This window comes from Hydrogenophaga sp. (assembly GCF_965657535.1).
Lineage (GTDB): Bacteria > Pseudomonadota > Gammaproteobacteria > Burkholderiales > Burkholderiaceae_C > Hydrogenophaga.
On record NZ_CBFHOP010000001.1, the window covers coordinates 335,028 to 357,097 of the forward strand.

The window sequence follows — 22,070 nt, forward strand, 5'->3', positions numbered from 1 at the left end:
ACTTGCAACTTTTCCAACTGAAGGAGTAGATGGACATGACCATCAAGATCGGTATCAACGGTTTCGGCCGCATCGGGCGCAACGTGCTGCGCAGCGCCATTCAGAACTTCGCGGACATCGAAGTCGTTGCCATCAACGACCTGCTTGAGCCCGACTACCTCGCCTACATGCTGCAATACGACAGCGTGCACGGCCGCTTCAAGGGCACCGTCAAGGTCGAAGGCGGCAACATCGTCGTCAACGGCAAAACCATTCGCCTCACGCAAGAGCGCGACCCCGCCAACCTGAAGTGGAACGAAGTCGGTGCCGACATCGTCATCGAGTCCACCGGCCTGTTCCTGGACAAGGTCACCGCCCAGAAGCACCTGGACGCCGGCGCCAAGAAGGTCATCCTGTCCGCGCCGTCCAAAGACGACACCCCCATGTTCGTTTACGGTGTGAACGACAAGACCTACGCCGGCCAGGCCATCATCTCCAACGCTTCGTGCACCACCAACTGCCTGGCCCCCGTGGCCAAGGTGCTGAACGACAAGTGGGGCATCAAGCGCGGCCTGATGACCACGGTGCACGCCGCCACCGCCACGCAGAAAACCGTGGACGGCCCGAGCAACAAAGACTGGCGCGGCGGCCGCGGCATCCTGGAAAACATCATTCCCAGCAGCACCGGCGCCGCCAAGGCTGTGGGCGTGGTCATTCCCGAGCTGAACAAAAAGCTCACCGGCATGAGCTTTCGCGTGCCTACCTCCGACGTGTCCGTGATCGACCTGACCGTGGAGCTGAACAGCGAAGCGACCTACGCTGAAATCTGCGCCGAGATGAAGGCCCAGAGCGAAGGCGCCCTGAAGGGTGTGCTGGCCTACACCACCGACAAAGTGGTGGCCACCGACTTCCGTGGCGAAACCTGCACCAGCGTGTTCGACGCCGACGCCGGCATTGCGCTGGACAGCACCTTTGTGAAGGTGGTGGCCTGGTACGACAACGAGTGGGGCTATTCCAACAAGTGCCTGGAAATGGTTCGCGTGGTGGCCCAGTAAGCCGCCGTTGGACCCGTTCAAAAAAGCGCCTTCGGGCGCTTTTTTGTTGTGTTGAGAGTTTGTGCTCACGCTACCTGGGCAAGGCCGGCGCCGTTGATCGGCAAAACCCGGCGCTTGGTCGTGAGCCTGTGCGGGGGAGATGGTCTGGACGCGAGACCAACCACAGCCTTCATGCTACAAAAGCTCTATGCATTCTTTTCACTGGCGAGCGTTCATCGCCCCTGCGCTGCTGTGCGCAGGCATTGCTGCGGCCGGGCCCCTGTTTGCCCAACCGATCCCGCCGGTCCCGGTGGCCGATTCGGTGGCGTTTGGGTTGATCATCGGCTTTCGCGCCACCGAAGAAAGGCCGCTGGCACCTGAAGCCCCGCAGTCTGTGCGGCGTGGTGGCTTTGCGCCCGCTCAGCAAGCGTGGGACCAGAAGTCCCGCCATGGGCGCGAACGCGTGGCCCGCCTGGCCCGCGAAGCCGGTTTGCAGCTGCACAGTGCAGGCGATGCAGGCAACGCCCAGCTGCTGCGTTTTGAACGGCCACTGCGCGGGCAGGCCCTGCAAGATGCTGTGCGCCGCGCTCGCTTGCACCCCGATGTGGCGTGGGTGGAGCCCAATGTGTTGCTCAAACGGCTGCAAACCGCCCCGAACGATCCCGGCTATGCTTTTCAATGGCATCTCCAGACAAGCGATACAGGCCGAGTCTCGGCCATTAACATGCCCCCAGCCTGGGCGCTCACCACGGGCAGTGCAGCCGTCACGGTCGCCGTGCTGGACACCGGCACCTTGCCGCACCCCGATCTGGCGGGCCGCACTTGGCCAGGCTACGACTTTGTGAGCGAAGTGGAGTTTGCCGGTGATGGCGATGGTCGCGATGCCGACCCCACCGACCCTGGCGACTGGGTCACGCCCACCGGGAACTCCGTCCCCGTGCAGCAGCTCGTGAATGCCGGGTTCTGTGACGTGGCACCGAGTTCCTGGCACGGCACGTTTATCGCCGGTCAGCTGGCGGCAGCGTCGAACAACCACCTGGGCATTGCCGGCATCAACTGGGCCAACAAAGTGTTGCCGGTGCGCGTGTCGGGCCAATGCGGAGCGTTTCTGAGCGATGTGCTCGACGGCATGCGCTGGGCGGCGGGCTTGCCGGTGGCCGGCGTGCCGCCCAACCCCAACCCGGCGCGTGTCATCAACCTGAGCTTTGGCGGCGACGTGCCCTGTACCACCAACGCGCTCTACCAGTCCGCCATTGACGACGTGACCGCCCGGGGTGCGCTGGTGGTGGTGGCGGGCGGCAACCTCAGTCGCCAGTTGTTGCGCCCGGCCGATTGCCAGCGGGTGCTCTCCGTGGGGGCTGTCCGGCAAGATGGTCTGAAAACCGACTACTCGAGCTACGGCCCCCAGCTCGGGCTGATGGCGCCTGGTGGCTCGGTGCGTGAACGGATGGGGCTCTATTCCACCAGCAATTCAGGGCTCACCACGGCGGTGCCTGCAGAAGATGCCTACGGTTACTTGCAGGGCACCAGCTTCTCTGCGCCCCTGGCCGCAGGCGTTGCCACGCTGATGCTGTCACTCAACCCCGATCTGTCGCCAAGCCAGTTGGTCGACCGCATGCGCGCGGGTGTGCGTCCCTGGTCCTCGATCGCCAAGGTGCCGATGTATGCTTTTTGCAGCAACACCCCCGTGTCCCAGTCCGTGTGCAACTGCACCACCGACACCTGTGGCCCCGGTTTGCTGGACGCCGAGCGCGCCATGCAGCTGGCCCTGGGCCCAGCCGTGGTGATCGCCCCGCTGGCCACGGCCCGGCCCGGCACAACGCTGGCGCTCGACGGGCGCCAAAGCGTGGCCGTTCCCGACGCCACCATCACCGGCTTCGTCTGGCAGCAGCTGGAAGGCCCCTCCGTTCAGATCGCGTCTGCCAACACCGCACTCGCTAGCGTGGCGCTTGCGGCTGACGCTGCAACCTATGTGTTCCAGTTGGCCGTGACCGACAGCCTGGGCCGAACGGGCACCGACCGTGTGCAGGTGGTGGCCGCGGTTCCGGTGGCATCGGGCGGAGGTGGCGCCAGCGGCTGGCTTTGGGGCCTGGCGCTGTGGGCCTGGGTGCTCGCCACAGCCAGGGCCGTGCGCCGCCGCGCAGCGGCCTGACGCCGTGTACAAGACGGCCGCCGTTCAGTTGCAGGGACGCAATGGCTTGCCGGCCAGTGCCGCGCCCACACCCGCCACCGCATTGCGCTGGGCGGGTGTCGCGTCGGGCAGGCGCAGGCTGAAGCTGGTGGACTCGGCCCTTTCCTGGGCCACGCGGGCGGTGCGCACGCCTGAACGCGCCACGTTTTGAAGCGCTTGCTGCGCGGCAACCTCGCTGGAATAGGTGCCCAGAGACAGCCCGGGACTCAGTCCCGGCGCTGACACGTCGCGGTACGCCACGTTCAGTTCCTGTAGCTCGGCTTTTTTGCGATCGAGTTGCACGGCGTTGTCGTAGCGGCCCATGTAGACGATCCAGCGGCCGCCGCTGCGGGTTTCGTTCAGCTGCCAGGTGCCGCGCGGCAGATCCAGCAGCGTCAGTGCTGCGCGCAGGGCGTCGGCTTGGGGTTCGTTGAATCCACTGGCCAGCCAGCAGGCGCGGGCGTCTGCCACGGACGGTGCCGGTGCCGGTGCCGGTGAAGGGGCTGGCGCTGCCGTGGGTGGTGGTGGCGCGGCCTGCACTTTGGGCGGAGCTGCTTCGGTGGCCAGCTCTGCGGCTTGCGGTGGGCTGGAGCCGGCGGCTTTCGGGGCGGTTTGAGCCGCTGGCCTGGGTGGGCTGTCTGCGCTGGGCAGTGTGGCCAGGCTGGTCATGGGTGGCGCGGTCTCCACGCGGGGCGCGTTCAGCAGACGCAGCGTATCGGGTTGTATCTGGCCTTGCAGCCGCTGCGGCTCGCGCTCTTCGTGGGGCATCAGGCCCAACGGGGTCAGATAGCCCTGCGTCCAGACGAAATAGCCCGCATTGGCCAGCACCAGCAGCCAGATCACCCACCTCAGCATGGTCGCACGCTCACTTCTGCGCTGTGGATGGCCCGCATGCCCTGGGGGGTGAGTACTTGCAGGGCGCCAGCCGTGTCTACGCCGCAGGCGGTTCCCTGGGTGCCGTCGGTCAGCTGCACCGCCAGGCCTTGCAGCGCATCCAGCTGGGCAAAGCGCTGCGAAAACGCTGCAAAGCCTTGGGATTCAAACGCCAGCAGGTCGCGTACCAGCGCCGGGGCCACGCGCGCCAGCACCTCGCCCGCCGTCATGCCCACCAGCACTTCAGACAGCCCGGCGGGCGCCATGGCGGCCACTTGGGTGGTGGTGGGTGCCTGGGCGGCCACGGCGCTAGCGTCCGGCCGGGCGATGTTGATACCCACACCCACGACCACCAGCCGCTGGCGCACCGCTGGGTCGCCAGTGCCGGCCGTTTCCACCAGAATGCCGCCCAGCTTGCGTTGGTGCAGCCAGAGGTCGTTGGGCCATTTCAGGCGCACGTCGGGGTGCAGGCTGTGGGCCAGGCTCACACCCACCGCCAGCGACAGTCCCGACCAGTCGGCCGGGGCCATGGGCAGGGCCAGCGAAAACGTCAGCGACTGCCCGGCCCGGCTGTGCCAGCCTTTGCCCAGGCGCCCACGGCCGGCGGTTTGCTCGTCGGCGGCCAGCAGCAACGGCTCCATGAGGCCCGCGCGAGCGCGGCGCATGAGCTCGGTGTTGGTCGAGTCGATGCTGGGCAGCACCTCGACCGTGAAACCCGGCAGATCGGGCACGACCGCCTGCCAGACGGCTTCGACGTGGGCCAGCAGTTCAGACATGGGCGCGAAGTGGTTGCATTTGCGCACGCCCGACCAGAGCGACAACGTTGTCCAAGGCAGCCGTGGAGCCGGCTTTGCCGGGCCACCAGCTGCGTCCCTCCTTCAGGGGAGAAGACGCGAAGCGGCGCAGGGGGGTCATCGCTGCTTGCCCGCGCGCTTGGGGGCCAGTAAAGTGCCCCGGCATGTCGGTGCACCGCACCAGCACGGGTACTGCGCCTTGAGCTTGGGGGTGTAGGGCTCGTCGATCACCAGCCCGTAGTCATAAAACAGCTCTTCGCCGGCTGCAATGTTGCGCAGCGCCCGGATGAACACTCGGCTGTCGTCGATCTCGGCCTCGCAGTTGGGGGCGCAGCTGTGGTTGATCCAGCGCGACGAGTTGCCGCCAAACTTGGCGTCGATCACGTGTTCTTCGTCAATGTGGAAATAGAACGTGTGGTTGGGGTCGGTGGGGTCGTGTGGGTGGCGCTTGAGCGCTTCGTCCCAGGTGATGACTTCGCCTACGTATTCAATCAGCGTCTCGCCCTCGGCCAGATCCACCATGGCGTAGACGCCTTTGCCGTGCACACCCGAGCGGCGGGTCTGGATGCGCCTGGCAGCCGATGGCTTATTTTGGGCGGGCGAGAGCGTCGGGCGGGGGCTTTGCGTCACGGCCAAAATTTTTGGTAAGGTTGATTCATGCAGGTGCGCGCGAGTGTGCGCGTACCCATGTGTGCGCGTGTGTACGCGCGAAAGCTGATTGTAGAGATGAAAACTGAAGGTTTCGCCAAAACGCTGGTCATTGCGGAGAAGCCATCCGTGGCCCAGGACATCGTGCGCGCACTGACCCCGACCGTGGGCAAGTTCGACAAACACGACGACCATTTTGAAAACGATCGGTACGTGGTCACGTCTGCCGTGGGCCACCTGGTGGAAATCGCCGCGCCCGAACAGTTCGACGTGAAACGCGGCAAGTGGAGCTTTGCTCACCTTCCCGTGCTGCCGCCGTACTTCGACCTGAAGCCTATCGACAAGACCAAGTCGCGGCTGAGCGCCGTGGTCAGGCTGGCCAAGCGCAAAGACGTGGGCCGCCTCATCAACGCCTGTGACGCGGGCCGCGAGGGTGAGCTGATCTTCCGCTTGATCGAGCAGTACGCCGGCGGCCAGAAAAACGGCCAATACCAGAGCCTGGGCAAGCCGGTGCAGCGCCTGTGGCTGCAGTCGATGACGCCAGCGGCCATCCGCGACGGATTCGCGCACCTGCGCAGCGACGAGCAGATGCAGGGCCTGGCCGACGCCGCCCGCAGCCGCTCCGAGGCCGACTGGATGGTTGGCATCAACGGCACGCGCGCCATGACCGCGTTCAACTCGCGCGACGGCGGCTTCTTCCTCACCACCGTGGGCCGGGTGCAGACGCCCACGCTCTCCATCGTGGTCGAGCGCGAAGAAAAAATCCGCGCCCACCGCAGCCGCGATTACTGGGAAATCCACGCGTCTTTCCAAGCCGAGGCCGGCGCTTACCCCGGCAAGTGGTTCGACCCTGCCTTCAAGAAACCCAGCGGTGAAGACGCCGACGCCGAGCTCAAGGCCGACCGCGTGTGGAACCAGCGCGACGCCACCGCCATTGCCGACGCCGTGCGCGGCCAGAGCGCCACGGTGAAGGAAGAAAGCAAGCCCACCACGCAAGCCAGCGGCCTGCTGTACGACCTGACCAGCCTGCAGCGCGAGGCCAACGGCCGTTTTGGCTTTTCAGCCAAGACCACGCTGCAGCTCGCACAAAGCCTGTACGAGCGCCACAAGGCCCTGACCTACCCGCGGACCGACTCGCGCGCCCTGCCAGAGGACTACCTGCCCACCGTCAAGCAGACCTTCGAGATGCTGGCCGACAGCGGCATGAAGCACCTGGCGCCGCACGCACTCACCGCACTCAACAACGGCTATATCCGCCCCACCAAGCGCATTTTTGACAACAGCAAGGTGTCGGATCACTTTGCCATCATCCCCACGCTGCAAGCGCCCAGCGGTCTGAGCGACGCCGAGCAGAAGCTGTACGACCTGGTGGTGCGCCGTTTCCTGGCGGTGTTCTTCCCCAGCGCCGAGTTCACGGTGACGACCCGCATCACCACGGTGGCGGTGCCTGCCGTGCCCGCTGGTCACAACTTCAAAACCGAAGGCAAAGTGCTCGTCAAACCGGGTTGGATGGCCGTGTACGGCAAGGAAGCCGCCGAGGACGTGACCGACGCCAAGGAAGGCGACAAGGGCCAGAACCTGGTGCCCGTGCGGCCGGGCGAAACCGTGCGCACCGAGAGCGTCGAGCCCAAGGGCTTGAAAACCAAGCCACCCGCGCGCTATTCAGAAGCCACGTTGCTGGGCGCCATGGAAGGTGCCGGCAAGACCATCGACGACGACGAGCTGCGCGAAGCGATGCAGGAAAAAGGCCTGGGCACGCCCGCCACGCGCGCTGCCACCATCGAAGGTTTGCTGACCGAGAAATACATCATCCGTGAAGGCCGCGAAATTATTCCCACAGCCAAAGCGTTCCAGCTCATGACGCTGCTGCGCGGCCTGGGCGTGGAAGAGTTGTCCAAAGCCGAACTCACCGGCGAGTGGGAATACAAGCTGGCGCAGATGGAAAAAGGCCAGCTCAGCCGCAGCGCCTTCATGGCTGAGATTGCCCAGATGACCGAGCACATGGTCAAAAAGGCCAAGGAATACGACCGAGACACCATCCCCGGCAACTATGCCACGCTGCAAACGCCTTGCCCCAACTGCGGTGGCGTGGTGAAGGAAAACTACCGCCGCTACACCTGTACCGGTGCCGACGGGCGCAGCGATGGCTGCGGTTTCTCGTTTGGCAAATCGCCAGCCGGACGCACCTTTGAGCCGGAAGAGGCTGAGTTGCTGCTGGCGAGCAAAAAGATTGGCCCACTGGAAGGCTTCCGCTCCAAAGCCGGCTGGCCCTTCGTGGCCGAGATCGTGATCAAGTTCGTTGAGGAAGACAAGAACTGGAAGCTTGAATTCGACTTTGGCGACGACAAAAAAGGCGAAGAAACCGGCGAGCTGGTGGACTTCTCAGCCAGCGAGTCACTCGGCGCCTGCCCTAAGTGCGGCAGCCCGGTGCACGAGCACGGTGCCAACTACGTCTGCAGCAAGGCGGTGCCCACCGAAGCCCAGCCCACGCCCATCTGCGACTTCAAGAGCGGCAAGATCATCTTGCAGCAGCCCGTGGCGCGCGAGCAGATGCACAAGCTGCTGGAAACCGGCAAGACCGATCTGCTCGACAAGTTCGTGTCGATGCGCACCCGCCGCGCGTTCAAGGCCTTCCTGGCCTGGGACAAAGAAGCGGGCAAGGTGAATTTCGAGTTTGCGCCGTCCAAGTTCCCACCGCGCAAGACAGCCGCTGGCGCAACCGCGAAAGCAGCGCCTGCCAAAAAGGCTGCTGCGGCCAAGGCCGCACCCGCTAAAAAGGCTGCCGCCAAAAAAACGGCAGCCACCAAAACCGCCACCGTGAAGGTGCCCAAGGCGCCGCGCAAAACCACACCCGGTGCCGGCCTCAAGCCCAGCGAGGCACTGGCCGCCGTGATCGGAGCCGAGCCGGTGGCCCGTACCGAGGTCATCAAAAAGCTGTGGGACTACATCAAGGCCAATGGCCTGCAAGACGCCACCAACAAGCGAAGCATCAATGCCGATGCCAAGCTCACGCCGGTGTTTGGCAAGCCCCAGGTCACCATGTTTGAACTGGCCGGCATTGTCGGCAAGCACCTGAGCTGAACACCGAAACGCTGAACCCTACCCACAGGAGACTTTTCATGGCCCTCAAACTTTTCTTTGCCCCCGGCGCTTGTTCTTTTGTGCCGCACGCCATGCTGGAACTCGCTGGTGCCGAATTCGAGCCCGCCAGCGTCAAGCTGCACAAAGGCGAGCAGCGCTCGGCCGAATACCTGGCGCTCAACCCGCGCGGCCAGGTGCCTGTGCTGGTGGACGGCGGTGAGGTCGTCACCCAGATCGTGACCATCTTGCTGCACCTGGACGCCAAGCTGCCCGAGGCCGGTATCTTGCCTGCCACCGGCATGGCGCGCACGCGCGCCTTACAGACGCTCACCTGGATGAACAACACGGTGCACCCGACCTTCACCCATGTGTTCATGCCCCAGAAGTTCACCGACGACGAAGCCGCGCAAAAAGCCATTCGTGGCTTTGCCGTCGAGCGCTACCGGGAACTGCTCGGCGAGATTGAAGCGCTGGCCGCGCAAGCCGCTCCCTGGATGGCCGGTGAAAAGCCCAGCGCGCTCGACGCGTATGCGCTAACGCTGCTGCGCTGGGGTGGTTACGCAGGTATCAACCCCACCGACTTTCCAGCCACCTGGGACCTGGCTCAGCGCTTTGCCGCTCTGCCAGCGGTGGCGCGTGCGGTGGAGCGCGAGAAGCTGCAGCTCAACGTTTACCAGGGGTAAGAGCGGCCCCCACGCTCCGCCGCTGCGCGGGTCGCTGCCCCCCAAGGGGGTTGGGCCTGCCTTGGGGCGGCCCGGCGGCTGGCCCGCTGGCCCCCACGCTCCGCCGCTGCGCGGGTCGCTGCCCCCCAAGGGGGTTGGGCCTGCCTTGGGGCGGCCCGGCGGCTGGCCCGCTGGCCCCCACGCTCCGCTGCCTGAAACAGCTTATTCCTGTGGTGGCTGCTTGGCGGGTGCGAAACGCACCGACACCAGCAGGCCGCGGTTGGCTTGGTCGGGGTGCGCGTCGTCCATATAGACACTGGCGCCGTGCTGCTGGGCGATTTCATGCACGATGGCCAGGCCCAGGCCAGAGCCGTCCACGTTGGTGCCCAGTGCTCTGTAAAACGGCTGCAGCACCAGGTCGCGCTCGTTTTCAGGAATGCCGGGGCCGTTGTCTTCCACCTGCAAAATCTGCACGCCGCTGAAGCGGTCCAACAGCACCCGCGCCGTCACCACGCCACCCCGGCCTGAGTAGTTGATGGCGTTGTCCACCAGGTTGCGCACCATTTCCTGCAGCAAGGTCGGGTTGCCGTCCATCATGCAGTCGGCCGGCACGCTGTCTGGGCCCTCGTAGCCCAAATCGTTGCCGTGTTCCAGCGCCCGTGGCACCGAGTCTTGCACCACGCTGGTGACCAGTTTGGCCAGGTCGATCCGGGCGCTGGGCAGTGTGCGCCCGGTGGTTTCGGCGCGCGCCAGCGCCAGCAGCTGGTTCACGGTGTGGGTGGCGCGGGCGCTGGAGCGGGCAATCTGTTGCAGCGAGCCGCGAATCTCGACCGGATCGTTCTCGCGCTGCGCCAGTTCGGCTTGCATACGCAGCCCGGCCAGCGGCGTTTTCAGCTGGTGCGCGGCATCCGCCAGAAAGCGTTTTTGCGTGGTCAGCGAGGTTTTCAAGCGGGCGAGCAAGTCGTTGATGGACGATACCAGCGGCGCGACTTCTTGCGGGATGAACGACTCTTCAATCGGACTCAAGTCGTCGGGTTTGCGGGCACGAATGCGCTGCTCCAGCTCGTTCAGCGGCCGGATACCGCGCACCAGTGCGAGCCACACCAGCAGCACCGCCAGCGGCAAGATGACGAACTGCGGCACCATCACGCCCTTGATGATTTCGGTCGCCAGGGTCGAGCGCTTGCCCTTGGTTTCGGCCATCTGCATCAGCACCAGGCGCTGCGTGCCGTTGCCGCGCGACAGCCAGGTGTAGGCCACCCGCACCTCGTCACCGCGCACCAGGTCGTCGCGCATCAGCACGCGGCCTGGTTCGGGGGTTTCGTTGTCGCGCGGTAGCGGGAAGTCGCTTTCGCCGCTGATCAGCTCGCCGCGTGGGTCCACCACTTGGTAATAGACCAGGTCGCTGTCGTCGGCCCGCAGCAGGTCGCGCGCCTGTGGCGTGAGCGTGAAGCTCACCTTGCCGTCCTGGCTCTCCACAAACTGCGTCAGTGCTTGCAGGTTGAATTCCAACGCACGGTCAAACGGCTTGCTGGCAATGCCCTGGGCCACAAACCACGTCAGCGCCAGCGACAGCGGCCACAGCAGCAGCAGTGGCGTGAGCATCCAGTCCAGGATTTCACCAAACAGGCTGCGCTGTTCGCGCTGGAACAGCCCGAACGACATCTGGGCGTTGTCGTGTTTTTGGGGGGCGGACATGTCAGAACCGACGGCTCAGCGGACAGTCGTCCGGTGCGACGGGTTCCAGCCCAGAGCACCGTGGAACCGGCTTTGCCGGGCCGCCAGTGCTGCCCCCTGGGGGGTGACGGGCTGCAAGCCCGGCGCGGGGGGGGCCTTCACCCAGGGATCTTTTCAAGGCAGTAACCCAGGCCACGCACCGTAGCGATGCGGATCGGCCCCTTTTCAATCTTCTTGCGCAGGCGGTGGATGTAGACCTCGATCGCGTTGTTGCTTACCTCTTCGCCCCACTCGCACAGGCGCTCCACCAGTTGGTCCTTGCTCACCAGTCGCCCGGCGCGCTGCAGCAGCACTTCCAGCAGGCCCAGCTCGCGGGCCGACAATTCCACCATGCGCCCTTCAATGGTGGCCACGCGCCCGGCCTGGTCGTATTCCAGCGGGCCATGCTTGATGGTGTTGGTGCTGCCACCCATGCCCCGGCGGGACAGCGCACGTACGCGGGCTTCGAGTTCCTGCAGCGAAAACGGCTTGGCCATGTAGTCGTCAGCACCGTAGTCCAGCCCCTTCACCCGCTCTTCCACGCTGTCCGCAGCGGTCAGGATCAGCACCGGCAACGACGAGCCGCGCGAGCGCAGACGCTTGAGCACCTCCAGCCCATGCAGCTTGGGCAGGCCCAGGTCCAGAATCAGCAAGTCGAACTCGTTGTTCGTCATCAGCGCGGCATCGGCCTCGCTGCCACTGGCCACATGGTCCACGGCGGCGCCGGCGGCGCGCAAACTGCGCAACAGGCCATCGGCCAGAACCTGGTCGTCTTCGGCAATCAAGATGCGCATGGGTGTCTCCTCTGGTCTGGCGAGCGGTTTTTTTGTTGAAACGGACGGACCAGGCTGTGCAGGGGCACACAAACGCCGCCACAACCAACATCCGCGCCGAGTCCATTTTAGGCTGCGGGCCTGTCCTTGGGCGCCTCTGGACCCCCGGGGTTTCACCGGGTAGCGCCGTGCCGGCGCGTGTCTACGGCCTCCGAGCCGTAGGCTTCCAGGCCAAGGGCCACCACGGTGGCCACGTCGGTGCCTACTTGCGCCCGAAATTCGCTCTCCGTCTGCGCCACCGCCTGCCGAAAGGCTTCCAGCCACAGCAGCCCCGTGTCGGTGAAAACGATGCGGCGCGCCCGGGCGTCCAGCGGGTCGGGTTCGCGCCGCACCAGGCCCCAGGCGTCGCACTGCGTCACCAGGTCGCCCATGGCCTGCTTGCTCATGCCGGCCTGCTGGGCCAGGTCGGTCAGGCGCGAGCCCTGCAGGCCCAGGTGGCGCGTGATGTGGATGTGCGCCGCGCCAATCTGCGCGCGTGCCGCCAGGTTCGACAAGGCCAGCGGCACTTCCGCGTTGTGCGCCATCAGGTGCAACACCCGCTCGTCAAAACGGCGCAAAGCCTGCCCCATCAGGCGGCCCAGGTGGCCCACGCGCCAGCGGTCGTCCGCACCTGTGGCGGGGTCTGTTGACAAGGTGGTTTCAGGCATGTCGCCAATGGTAGGGTAAATGGTAAGTCAAACTGACCATAAAAGACGTGCTGTACGTTTTACTTGGCTGTAGACTGCTGTTCAAGCATCCAGCCTGTACGCAAAAACACATGCAGGAAGCGACCACCCACTTACCCGCCCAGGAGCTTCAAATGGACGCAGCCGTCAAACCCAATCCCCTCAACAGTGAAAAAGCCAAAGCCTTGCAGGTCGCGCTGGCCCAGATCGAAAAGCAGTTCGGCAAGGGCACCATCATGCGGCTGGGCGAGGGTGAAGTCATTGAAGACATCCAGGTGGTGTCCACTGGCTCGCTGGGGCTGGACATCGCCCTGGGCGTCGGCGGCCTGCCGCGCGGCCGGGTGATCGAAATCTACGGCCCGGAGTCCTCCGGCAAGACCACGCTCACGCTGCAGGTCATTGCTGAAATGCAAAAGCTCGCTGGCACCTGCGCCTTTGTCGACGCCGAACACGCACTGGACATCCAGTACGCGCAGAAGCTCGGTGTGAACCTGCAAGACCTGCTGATTTCCCAGCCCGACACCGGCGAGCAGGCCCTGGAAATCGTGGACAGCCTGGTGCGCTCCGGCGCGGTCGACCTGATCGTGGTGGACTCGGTGGCGGCGCTCACGCCCAAGGCCGAGCTCGAAGGCGAAATGGGCGACAGCCTGCCTGGCCTGCAAGCCCGTCTGATGAGCCAGGCGCTGCGCAAGCTCACCGCGCACATCAAGAAGACCAACTGCATGGTCATCTTCATCAACCAGATCCGCATGAAGATTGGCGTGATGTTCGGCAGCCCCGAAACCACCACCGGTGGCAACGCGCTGAAGTTCTACGCCTCGGTCCGGTTGGACATCCGCCGCACGGGCACCATCAAAAAGGGCGATGAAGCGATCGGCAACGAAACCAAGGTCAAGGTGGTCAAAAACAAGGTCTCGCCACCGTTCAAAACCGCTGAGTTCGACATCCTCTTTGGCGAGGGCATCAGCCGCGAAGGTGAAATCCTGGACCTCGGTTCTAACAACAAGGTGATCGAAAAGTCGGGTGCCTGGTACGCCTACAACGGCGAAAAGATTGGCCAGGGTCGCGACAACTCGCGCGAATTCTTGCGCGAAAACCCCGATCTGCGTGTCGAAATCGAAAACAAGGTGCGCGCTTCGCTGGGTGTGCCGTTGTTGCCTGTGGACGAGCCTGCTGCCGCAGCCAAGGGTGCAAAAGCGGGCAAGGCAGACAAAGCCGAGAAAACCGACAAGGCGGACAAGGCGGACAAGGTGGACAAGGTGGACAAGGCCGAGCGCGCAGCCCCAACCGCCGAATAACCCACTTTGACAACCCGCTGCCCGCACCAAGGCCTGGGCAGCGGCTGTCCTAGCAATGGCATTCGATCAAATTTCCCTCAAAGGGCGGGCGCTGCGCCTGCTGAGCGGGCGTGAGCATTCGCGAGCCGAACTGGAACGCAAGCTGCGCACCCACGAAACCGAGACCGGCGAGCTGGCGCGGGCACTCGATGAGCTGGAGGCCAAAGGCTTCATCAACGAGCAGCGCGTGCTCGAATCGGTGGTGCACCGCCGCGCTGCAAAAATGGGTGCAGCCCGGGTTAAGCAGGAGCTGCAGGCCAAGGGGCTGGACCCGGCAGCAGTAGCCGATGCCGTGGCCGCGCTGAAAGACACAGAGCTGGAGCGGGCGCGCGACGTCTGGCGCAAGAAGTTCGGCGAACCCGCCACCGACGCCTCAGGCCGCGCCAAACACATGCGCTTTCTTCTGGCACGCGGCTTCGGCGCCGAAGCCGTCCGCCGCGTGGTCTCTGGGGGTGACGACGACTGAGTCAGACGGATGCAAAGGCGGGCCTTGAGGCCTACGTGCCGGCCCAAAACGTACCGGGAGCTCATGACGAAACCCAGCATGCGCCGTGGCGCAGGGGAATCACATTCCGAGCATCAACTGCAGGTTTTGCACCGCCGCACCGCTGGCGCCCTTGCCCAGGTTGTCCAGGCGCGCAATCAGCACGGCATGGTGGTGGTTGTCGTTGCCAAACACGCGCAACTCCAGCTTGTTGGTGTCGTTGAGTGCGGTGGCGTCGAGCTTGCCGCTCTCGGTGGCGGGCTCAACGCTCACCCAGCCACCTGCTGCGGCACTGGCCGCGTAGTGCGCCACCAGCGCATCAAACAGATCACTGGCCTTGGGTGTGCCCGGCAGCGCATCCAGATGCAGCGGCAGTTGCACCAGCATGCCCTGGCGGAAGTTGCCCACCGCTGGAATGAAGATGGGGCGGCGCTCCAGACCGGTGTAGCGCAAGATCTCGGGAATATGCTTGTGCGCCAAGCCCAGCGCGTAGGCCTCGTGCAAAGGCGCTTCGCCTTTTTCATAGGCCTCAATCATGGTGCGCCCACCGCCCGAGTACCCGCTGACCGAGGGCAGCGAGACGGGGAAGTCCTTGGGCAACAGACCGGCGTCCACCAAGGGGCGAATCAGGGCAATGGCACCGGTGGCGTAGCAGCCGGGGTTGGCCACCCGCGCCGCGTTGGCCACGGTTTCGCGCTGACCTGCACACAGCTCGGGGAAGCCAAACACCCAGTCGGGTGCGCAGCGGTGCGCGGTCGACGCATCAATGATGCGCGGTTTGTGGCCGGGCAGGCTGTCGATCATGGCCACCGACTCGATGGCTGCATCGTCGTGCAGGCACAGAATGACCAGATCCACTTGGGCCATCAGGTCGCGTTTGGCGGCTGGATCCTTGCGGCGCTCGGGCGCGATGCTGACCACTTCAACACCCGGCATGTTGTGCAAACGCTCGCGAATTTGCAGTCCGGTGGTGCCTGCTTCGCCATCAATGAAGACTTTGGCCATGACGCTGTTTGCCTTGTCAGTTTGGGTTCAGAGATGCATCAATATAATTATGCATTACGTAGCGCGCTGCAGTGCATGCCTTTGGTGCGATGCAGCATGATACATTCCCCGGTTGCTGTTCCCAGCGCCCGATTTTCGGCCGCCTCTGGTTGGTCGTTGACCCTTTCATCCATTCCTGAGAGAGACCTCATGAAGATTCACGAGTACCAAGGCAAGGAAATCTTGCGCCAATTTGGTGTGCCAGTACCCCGCGGCATTGCGGCGTTTACGGTGCAAGAGGCGGTGGAAGCCGCTCAAAAGCTGGGCGGCCCCGTGTGGGTCGTGAAGGCGCAGATCCACGCCGGTGGCCGTGGCAAGGGTGGCGGCGTCAAGGTTGCCAAGACCATTGAAGACGTCAAGCGCATTTCGGGCGAGATCCTGGGCATGCAGCTCAAGACCCACCAGACCGGCCCCGAAGGCCAGAAGGTGCGTCGCCTCTACATCGAAGACGGCGCTGACATCAAAAACGAACTGTATGTGTCGCTCGTCACCGACCGCGCCACGCAGAAGGTGGCCCTGATCGCGTCGAGCGAAGGCGGCATGGATATCGAGGAAGTGGCCCACTCCACGCCTGAGAAGATCATCACCGAGATGATCGATCCCCTGACGGGCATCACCACGGAGCAGAGCAAGAAGGTGGCCGAAGCCATTGGCCTGACCGGCGCTTCTGTGGATCAGGCAGTTGATATCTTCGCCAAGATCTACAAGTGCTACATGGACACCGACGCGTCGCTGGTGGAAATCAATCCGCTGAACTGCGACTCCAAGGGCAACCTGATGGCCCTGGACGCGAAGTTCAACTTTGACGCCAACGCGCTGTTCCGCCACCCCGAGATCGTGGCCTACCGCGACCTGGACGAAGAAGATCCGGCCGAAATCGAAGCGTCGAAATTTGACCTGGCCTACATCAGCCTGGATGGCAACATCGGCTGTCTGGTGAACGGTGCCGGTCTGGCCATGGCCACCATGGATACCATCAAGCTGTTCGGCGCCGAGCCGGCCAACTTTCTGGACGTGGGCGGCGGCGCCACCCCCGAGAAGGTCACGGAAGCCTTCAAGATCATGTTGAAGAACGACAAGGTCAAGGCGATCCTGGTCAACATCTTCGGCGGCATCATGAAGTGCGACACCATTGCCACCGGTGTGATCACGGCCTGCAAGGCAACGAATCTGAATGTTCCATTGGTGGTTCGCATGAAGGGCACCAACGAAGAGCTGGGCAAGAAGATGCTCGCCGAGTCCGGCCTGCCCATCATCAGCGCCGACACCATGGCCGAAGCCGCTCAAAAAGTGGTTGCCGCCGTTAACGCCTGATAGCCCGGTTCACCAGAAAAGCGAGAACAAGTCATGTCGATCTACATCAACAAAGACACCAAGGTCATCACCCAGGGCATCACCGGCAAGACCGGTCAGTTCCACACGGAAAAGTGCCAGGAATATGCGAACGGCAAAAACTGCTTCGTGGCCGGCGTAAACCCGAAGAAGGCCGGCGAGTCGATCTTCAACATTCCGATCTACAGCTCGGTCAAGGAAGCTGCGTCGGAAACCGGCGCCACCGTGTCGGTGATCTATGTGCCGCCAGCCGGAGCAGCCGCTGCCATCTGGGAAGCCGTTGAAGCCGACCTGGACCTGGCCATCTGTATCACCGAGGGCATTCCGGTCAAGGACATGCTGGAAGTGCGCAACCGCATGAAGGCCAAGGAAGCTGCCGGTGGCAAGCGCACCCTGCTGCTGGGCCCCAACTGCCCTGGCCTGATCACGCCCGACGAGATCAAGATCGGCATCATGCCCGGTCACATCCACCGCAAAGGCCGCATCGGCGTCGTGTCCCGTTCGGGCACGCTGACCTATGAAGCCGTGGCACAACTGACCGAAATCGGTCTGGGCCAGTCCAGCGCTGTCGGCATTGGTGGCGACCCGATCAACGGTCTGAAGCACATCGACGTGATGCGCGCCTTCAACGACGATCCCGACACCGACGCGGTGATCATGATCGGCGAGATCGGTGGCCCGGACGAAGCCGAAGCCGCTCTGTGGTGCAAGGCCAATATGAAGAAGCCGATCGTTGGCTTCATCGCCGGCGTGACCGCACCCGCGGGCAAGCGCATGGGCCACGCCGGTGCGCTCATCTCTGGCGGTGCCGATACGGCCGATGCCAAGCTCGCCATCATGGAAGAGTGTGGCTTCAAGGTCACGCGCAACCCATCAGAAATGGCCAAGCTGCTCAAGGCGATGCTGTAAGCATCGGCTTCTGAACACGCCCGACGGGCGAACCAAAAAGGGCAACGATTTCGTTGCCCTTTTTTTGCGCCGCTTGAAAAGGCGCGTCAAGTCCACACAGCGCCTTGATCTGCCCGCTTGTCTTGCAACGAAATGCAACAACTTTGCTGCCGTTGACAATGAGGAGCAGAGGTTGCACAGGCTCCTAGCCGAGTGTGTGTACGCCATCGCGCCGTTTTGTTCAAGCACAGAGGCCCATTTGTCCAACCGCCGCCGTACCGGGAAGTCCACAGGCCGCAGGTCGGTCTGGCGCTCTGACGCCTTGGTGGGCTTGTTGGTGGTGCTGGCTGTGCTGTTGTTGCATGCCGCGACCGACCTGTTTGCGGGGCTGGAGCGACGCTTTTACGACTTTGCCAGTTCCCAAACCGACCGGGTACCGAGCGAGCGCATTGCGATCATCGCCATCGATGACCAGAGCATTGCCAATATTGGCCGCTGGCCCTGGCCGCGCGAAGTGCACGCACAGCTGATCGACCAGCTCGCCAGCGCCAAGGCCAAAACCGTGGCCCACACCGCCTTATTCTTTGAACCACAGACCGACAGGGGACTGGACAGCCTGCGGGCATTGCGCGAGCTGCTCAGCGACAGCCGACCTGAGGCAGCCGCTTTTGACGACCTGAGCGACTCGGCTCGCCAGCGCCTGCTGGGCTTCATTGGCGCCGCAGAGGAAGCCCTCGACTCAGACGCGCAACTGGCCTCCAGTCTGGCCAAGGCGGGGCGGGTGATCGTGCCGTCGGTCTTCAGTTTGGTTGAATCCGCCGGTCGACCGGATGACCCCTTGCCCGCATTCGCCCAGCGCAGCGCACTCGCAGGCTACGCGGGCATGGGCGTCCCCGCCTTCAAGTCGCAGCAGCCCATGTCCCTCATTGGCCAATCTGCGTTGGCCGTGGCCCATCTCAACCAGTTACACGACCGCGATGGTGTGGTGCGCCAAGAGCCCTTGCTGCTCCGGTTTGATGGTTTCAGTGTGCCGTCCATGGGTCTGATGGTGGCAGCACACAGTCTGAATCTGGGTGTCCAGGACATTCGCGTGCGCGCTGGCGAAGGCATCGAGCTGGGTCGCAACTTCATCCCCACCGACCCGGCTGCAACGGTCTTGCCACAGTTCTATCCTGAACGCGATGGCAGGCCGGCTTTTGCCGTCGATTCTTTTTACGATGTGATATCGGGCAAGATTTCGTCCACCAAATACGCCGACAAAATCGTCATCGTTGGTGCCACAGCGGCCGGTGTCGGCACCTTGTTCACCACCCCGGTATCAGCCGCCATGTCGCCCGCCGAGACAGTGGCGCACATCACCTCCAGCATCTTGAGCGGCCATTTCATCGCCCAGCCGGTGTGGGGCGGTGCGGCCATGTTGGCCGTGCTGTTGCTGGTGTCGGCCTATGTGGTCGTTGTGATCCCGCGTTTGTCTGCAGGCATGGCCGCGTCCATCACCGCCGTGCTGTTTGCTGCCCTGCTCGCTGCGGAGTACACCCTGCTCGCCAAGGCCTCCACGTGGCTGCAACTGGTGTTGCCTGCTGCGTTGTTGCTGATCGGCCACCTGGCGCTGACGACCAGGCGTTTTCTGGTGACCGAAGCCGGCAAGACACGCTCGGACGAAGAGTCGGCCGAGACCAACCGCATGATGGGCCTTGCGCTGCAAGGCCAGGGGCAGCTCGACATGGCGTTTGACCGCTTTCGGCGCGTGCCCCACAGCGCAGCCTTGATGGACAACCTCAAGCACCTTGCGCTCGACTTCGAGCGCAAGCGCCAGTTCAACAAGGCCGAGGCGGTTTATGAACACATGGCCCAGCTGGACCGCAGCGATGCCGATGTGCAGGTGCGCTTGAAGCGGGCGCGCAACCTGTCTGAAGCGGTGGTCCTCGGTGGCGCTTCGTCGCACCTGGGCGGCACCCTGCTGTTGAGCAGTGGCGGTATCGAAAAACCTATGCTCGGGCGCTATCAGATTGACAAAGAACTGGGCAAGGGCGCCATGGGCGTGGTGTACCAGGGCCGCGACCCCAAGATCGGCCGGGTGGTCGCCATCAAAACGCTGGCGCTGAGCGCCGAGTTTGAAGGCAGCGAACTGCAGGACGCCCGGGAACGGTTCTTCCGCGAGGCAGAGACCGCCGGGCGTCTGCAACACCCCAACATCGTCACCATTTTTGACGCAGGCGAAGAGCACGACCTGGCCTTCATTGCCATGGAGTTTCTGCACGGCCGCGATCTCACCGAGTACACCCGCCCTGGCCACCTGTTGCCGGTGGCCACTGTGCTGGACATGGGGGTCCAGGTGGCACTGGCGCTGGACTACGCGCACAGCCAGCAGGTGGTGCACCGCGACATCAAGCCCGCCAATATCATGTACGCGCCCGCAACGGGCACCGTGAAGGTGACCGACTTTGGCATTGCGCGCATCACCGATTCAAGCCGCACCAAAACCGGCATGGTGCTCGGCACCCCCAGTTTCATGTCGCCCGAACAACTCGCCGGCCAGCGCATCGACGGGCGCTCCGATCTGTATTCGCTTGGCGTGATGCTCTTTCAGCTGCTCACGGGCACCTTGCCCCTGCGGGGTGACTCCATGGCCGCCCTGATGTATCAGATAGCCAACCAGGCCGCGCCCAACGTGCGCAGCCTGCGCCTCGAACTGCCCGAACGACTGGCCGACATTCTGGAAAAATTGCTGTCCAAACTGCCGCAAGACCGCTATCAGACCGGCCGCGAGCTGGCCAACGACCTGCAGCTCGTGGATGCCAGCGCACCCCCCACGGTACCCACCGCTGTTGCACAGCCTGAGGCTGCGCCCGACTCGGCGCCCTTCGAAAAGACCCACATTCAGCCCAGGCAAACCACAGCAGCCTTGAGCGCGAACGAAAACGCCGATGCATTCGCCGCCACAGTTGCCACACAATGGAGGGATGACGCTGACACCTCCGGTTCGGCGGCGGTCCATGTCCGGCAATTACCCACCACACCATGATTTTCGAGTTTTTCAGTCTGACTGACCCCGGCCTCTTGCGTGAGAACAACGAGGACTCGGTCACGCTCGACCCGGACAACCAGGTGGCGGTGCTGGCCGACGGCATGGGCGGCTACAACGCGGGCGAAGTGGCCAGTGCCATGGCCACCACCTTCATCAAGACCGAGTTGGGCCGCTGGTTGTCCGAAGGCGGCTTGGAAGCGAGCGCGCGCGAGCTCAAGCGCGCCATGGAAATCTGCATCGACAACGCCAACCGTTCCATTTTTAACGCGGCCAACTCCAACCCCCAGTACGCCGGCATGGGCACCACACTGGTCATGGGTGTGTTTCAGGGCAGCCGCGCGCTCATTGGGCATGTGGGTGATTCCCGCTGCTACAGGCTGCGTGCTGGCGCCTTCACGCAGCTCACGCGCGACCATTCCCTGTTGCAAGAGCAGATCGACGCTGGCCTCATTTCCCTTGAGCAGGCGCAGTACGCCACCCACAAAAACCTCGTCACCCGCGCGTTGGGTGTTGAAGACACGGTGTTGCTGGAAGTCAACGAATACCGGGCAGAAGACGGCGATCTTTACCTGCTGTGCTCGGACGGCTTGAGCGACATGATGACCGACGAGCGCATCGCCGCCATACTCGTGACGGCCGGTACGCTGGAAGAGAAGGGCCGGGCCCTGATCGATGCAGCCAACGACAGCGGTGGCCGCGATAATATTTCTGTGATACTGGCATGCGCACGTTCGAAGCCGGTCCGCAGGGGATTGCTGTCGCGGTTGCTGGGTCGTTAAGCAGCACTTTAGAATTAATTGTTCAGGTTCCACAGGAGTCGGCCATGCCGAAAATGATCGTTTCCATCGACGGTGTTGTCATCAAGGAGGTGCAACTCACCAAAGACCGCACCACACTCGGTCGCCGTCCCTACAACGACATCGTGATCGACAACCTTGCCGTGAGCGGAGAGCATGCTGTCATGCAAATGTCGGGTGCCGACGTGTTCCTGGAGGACCTCAACAGCACCAACGGCACCTACGTCAACGGCAAAGCCATCAAAAAGCAGCACCTGCAAAACGGCGACTCGGTCGAGATTGGCAAATACAAGATCAAGTTTGTGCACGACGGCGCCTCTGACAGCTATGAAAAAACCATGGTCATCAACTCGGGCGCCATGGTTGCCCCGAACGGGCCCGTGGCAGCACCGACCATGGGCAACGCCGCCATCAAGGTGATGTCGGGTGCCGCGGTCGGCCGCGAGGTGCCACTGGTCAAAGTGGTCACCACCATTGGCAAGCCCGGTGTGGCGGTGGCGGCCATTACCCGCCGACCCCAGGGCTATGTGGTTGCGCTGGTTGAAGGCGCCATCAAGCCCACCATCAACGGCAACCCCATCGGTACCGAAGCCGTCAGCCTGCGCCACGGTGACCTGATCGAGCTCGCGGGCACGCAAATGCAGTTCATCCAGCCGTGACGCTGGCACACGCGGGGCTGCGCCCCTGCGTGCACGGCCGGTTGTC

At 63.8% G+C, this 22,070-nt stretch carries 18 protein-coding genes; 11 read left to right on the top strand and 7 right to left on the bottom strand.

What is annotated here, in order from left to right:
* The first annotated feature begins 35 nt into the window (after positions 1-35).
* Both gap and ACTG4K_RS01710 read left to right on the top strand, forming a co-directional pair.
* Positions 36-1,034, top strand: a complete 999-nt coding sequence (gap, locus tag ACTG4K_RS01705) for a type I glyceraldehyde-3-phosphate dehydrogenase (protein WP_439112462.1) — start codon at positions 36-38, stop codon at positions 1,032-1,034.
* A gap of 187 nt (positions 1,035-1,221) precedes the next feature.
* Entirely contained in the window at positions 1,222-3,165 is a 1,944-nt protein-coding gene (locus ACTG4K_RS01710; RefSeq protein WP_439112463.1) for a S8 family serine peptidase, read from the top strand.
* Positions 3,166-3,189: 24 nt separating this feature from the next.
* On the opposite strand, the gene ACTG4K_RS01715 is transcribed toward ACTG4K_RS01710, so the two are convergent.
* From ACTG4K_RS01715 to ACTG4K_RS01725, 3 genes are all read right to left on the bottom strand, one after another.
* On the bottom strand, positions 3,190-4,038 hold the full coding sequence (locus tag ACTG4K_RS01715) for an SPOR domain-containing protein (RefSeq protein ID WP_439112464.1): 849 nt from the start codon (positions 4,036-4,038) through the stop codon (positions 3,190-3,192).
* Complete coding sequence (locus ACTG4K_RS01720; RefSeq protein WP_439112465.1) at positions 4,032-4,832, bottom strand: biotin--[acetyl-CoA-carboxylase] ligase; 801 nt, start codon at positions 4,830-4,832, stop codon at positions 4,032-4,034. Before ACTG4K_RS01720 ends, ACTG4K_RS01715 begins: the two co-directional genes overlap by 7 nt.
* A gap of 135 nt (positions 4,833-4,967) precedes the next feature.
* Complete coding sequence (locus ACTG4K_RS01725; RefSeq protein WP_439112466.1) at positions 4,968-5,480, bottom strand: SET domain-containing protein; 513 nt, start codon at positions 5,478-5,480, stop codon at positions 4,968-4,970.
* Between the two features lie 96 nt (positions 5,481-5,576).
* On the opposite strand from ACTG4K_RS01725, the gene ACTG4K_RS01730 reads away from it, so the two are divergent.
* Positions 5,577-8,579: a DNA topoisomerase III gene (locus ACTG4K_RS01730; RefSeq protein WP_439112467.1), complete on the top strand. Its 3,003-nt coding sequence runs from the start codon at positions 5,577-5,579 to the stop codon at positions 8,577-8,579.
* A gap of 38 nt (positions 8,580-8,617) precedes the next feature.
* Positions 8,618-9,262 (top strand): glutathione S-transferase family protein, encoded by a 645-nt coding sequence (locus ACTG4K_RS01735; RefSeq protein ID WP_439112468.1) that lies wholly within the window; start codon positions 8,618-8,620, stop codon positions 9,260-9,262.
* Between the two features lie 201 nt (positions 9,263-9,463).
* Here the strand turns inward: ACTG4K_RS01735 and ACTG4K_RS01740 are convergent, their stop codons facing one another.
* The 3 genes from ACTG4K_RS01740 to ACTG4K_RS01750 form a co-directional block, all read right to left on the bottom strand.
* Positions 9,464-10,939: a sensor histidine kinase N-terminal domain-containing protein gene (locus tag ACTG4K_RS01740; protein ID WP_439112469.1), complete on the bottom strand. Its 1,476-nt coding sequence runs from the start codon at positions 10,937-10,939 to the stop codon at positions 9,464-9,466.
* Positions 10,940-11,076: 137 nt separating this feature from the next.
* Positions 11,077-11,751: a response regulator gene (locus ACTG4K_RS01745; protein ID WP_439112470.1), complete on the bottom strand. Its 675-nt coding sequence runs from the start codon at positions 11,749-11,751 to the stop codon at positions 11,077-11,079.
* 152 nt (positions 11,752-11,903) lie between these two features.
* Complete coding sequence (locus tag ACTG4K_RS01750) at positions 11,904-12,437, bottom strand: MarR family winged helix-turn-helix transcriptional regulator (RefSeq protein WP_439112471.1); 534 nt, start codon at positions 12,435-12,437, stop codon at positions 11,904-11,906.
* A gap of 152 nt (positions 12,438-12,589) precedes the next feature.
* On the opposite strand from ACTG4K_RS01750, the gene recA reads away from it, so the two are divergent.
* Together recA and recX are read left to right on the top strand one after the other, a co-directional pair.
* Positions 12,590-13,753 (top strand): recombinase RecA, encoded by a 1,164-nt coding sequence (recA, locus tag ACTG4K_RS01755; RefSeq protein WP_439112472.1) that lies wholly within the window; start codon positions 12,590-12,592, stop codon positions 13,751-13,753.
* 55 nt (positions 13,754-13,808) lie between these two features.
* Complete coding sequence (gene recX, locus ACTG4K_RS01760; protein ID WP_439112473.1) at positions 13,809-14,258, top strand: recombination regulator RecX; 450 nt, start codon at positions 13,809-13,811, stop codon at positions 14,256-14,258.
* Positions 14,259-14,357: 99 nt separating this feature from the next.
* Here the strand turns inward: recX and argC are convergent, their stop codons facing one another.
* Positions 14,358-15,281 carry an N-acetyl-gamma-glutamyl-phosphate reductase gene (gene argC / locus ACTG4K_RS01765; protein ID WP_439112474.1) on the bottom strand — a complete coding sequence of 308 codons (924 nt, stop codon included), beginning with the start codon at positions 15,279-15,281 and terminating at the stop codon, positions 14,358-14,360.
* A 189-nt stretch (positions 15,282-15,470) separates the two neighbouring features.
* Here argC and sucC point away from each other — a divergent pair, with 189 nt between their 5' ends.
* The 5 genes from sucC to ACTG4K_RS01790 all read left to right on the top strand — a co-directional run bounded on the left by sucC (position 15,471) and on the right by ACTG4K_RS01790 (position 22,024).
* Positions 15,471-16,634 (top strand): ADP-forming succinate--CoA ligase subunit beta, encoded by a 1,164-nt coding sequence (gene sucC / locus ACTG4K_RS01770; RefSeq protein ID WP_439112475.1) that lies wholly within the window; start codon positions 15,471-15,473, stop codon positions 16,632-16,634.
* A gap of 33 nt (positions 16,635-16,667) precedes the next feature.
* Positions 16,668-17,561, top strand: a complete 894-nt coding sequence (sucD, locus tag ACTG4K_RS01775) for a succinate--CoA ligase subunit alpha (RefSeq protein ID WP_439112476.1) — start codon at positions 16,668-16,670, stop codon at positions 17,559-17,561.
* Between the two features lie 238 nt (positions 17,562-17,799).
* Entirely contained in the window at positions 17,800-20,565 is a 2,766-nt protein-coding gene (locus tag ACTG4K_RS01780; RefSeq protein WP_439112477.1) for a CHASE2 domain-containing serine/threonine-protein kinase, read from the top strand.
* Positions 20,562-21,347 carry a Stp1/IreP family PP2C-type Ser/Thr phosphatase gene (locus tag ACTG4K_RS01785; RefSeq protein WP_439112478.1) on the top strand — a complete coding sequence of 262 codons (786 nt, stop codon included), beginning with the start codon at positions 20,562-20,564 and terminating at the stop codon, positions 21,345-21,347. Before ACTG4K_RS01780 ends, ACTG4K_RS01785 begins: the two co-directional genes overlap by 4 nt.
* Positions 21,348-21,391: 44 nt before the next feature.
* On the top strand, positions 21,392-22,024 hold the full coding sequence (locus tag ACTG4K_RS01790) for an FHA domain-containing protein (RefSeq protein ID WP_439112479.1): 633 nt from the start codon (positions 21,392-21,394) through the stop codon (positions 22,022-22,024).
* Positions 22,025-22,070: the final 46 nt, after the last annotated feature.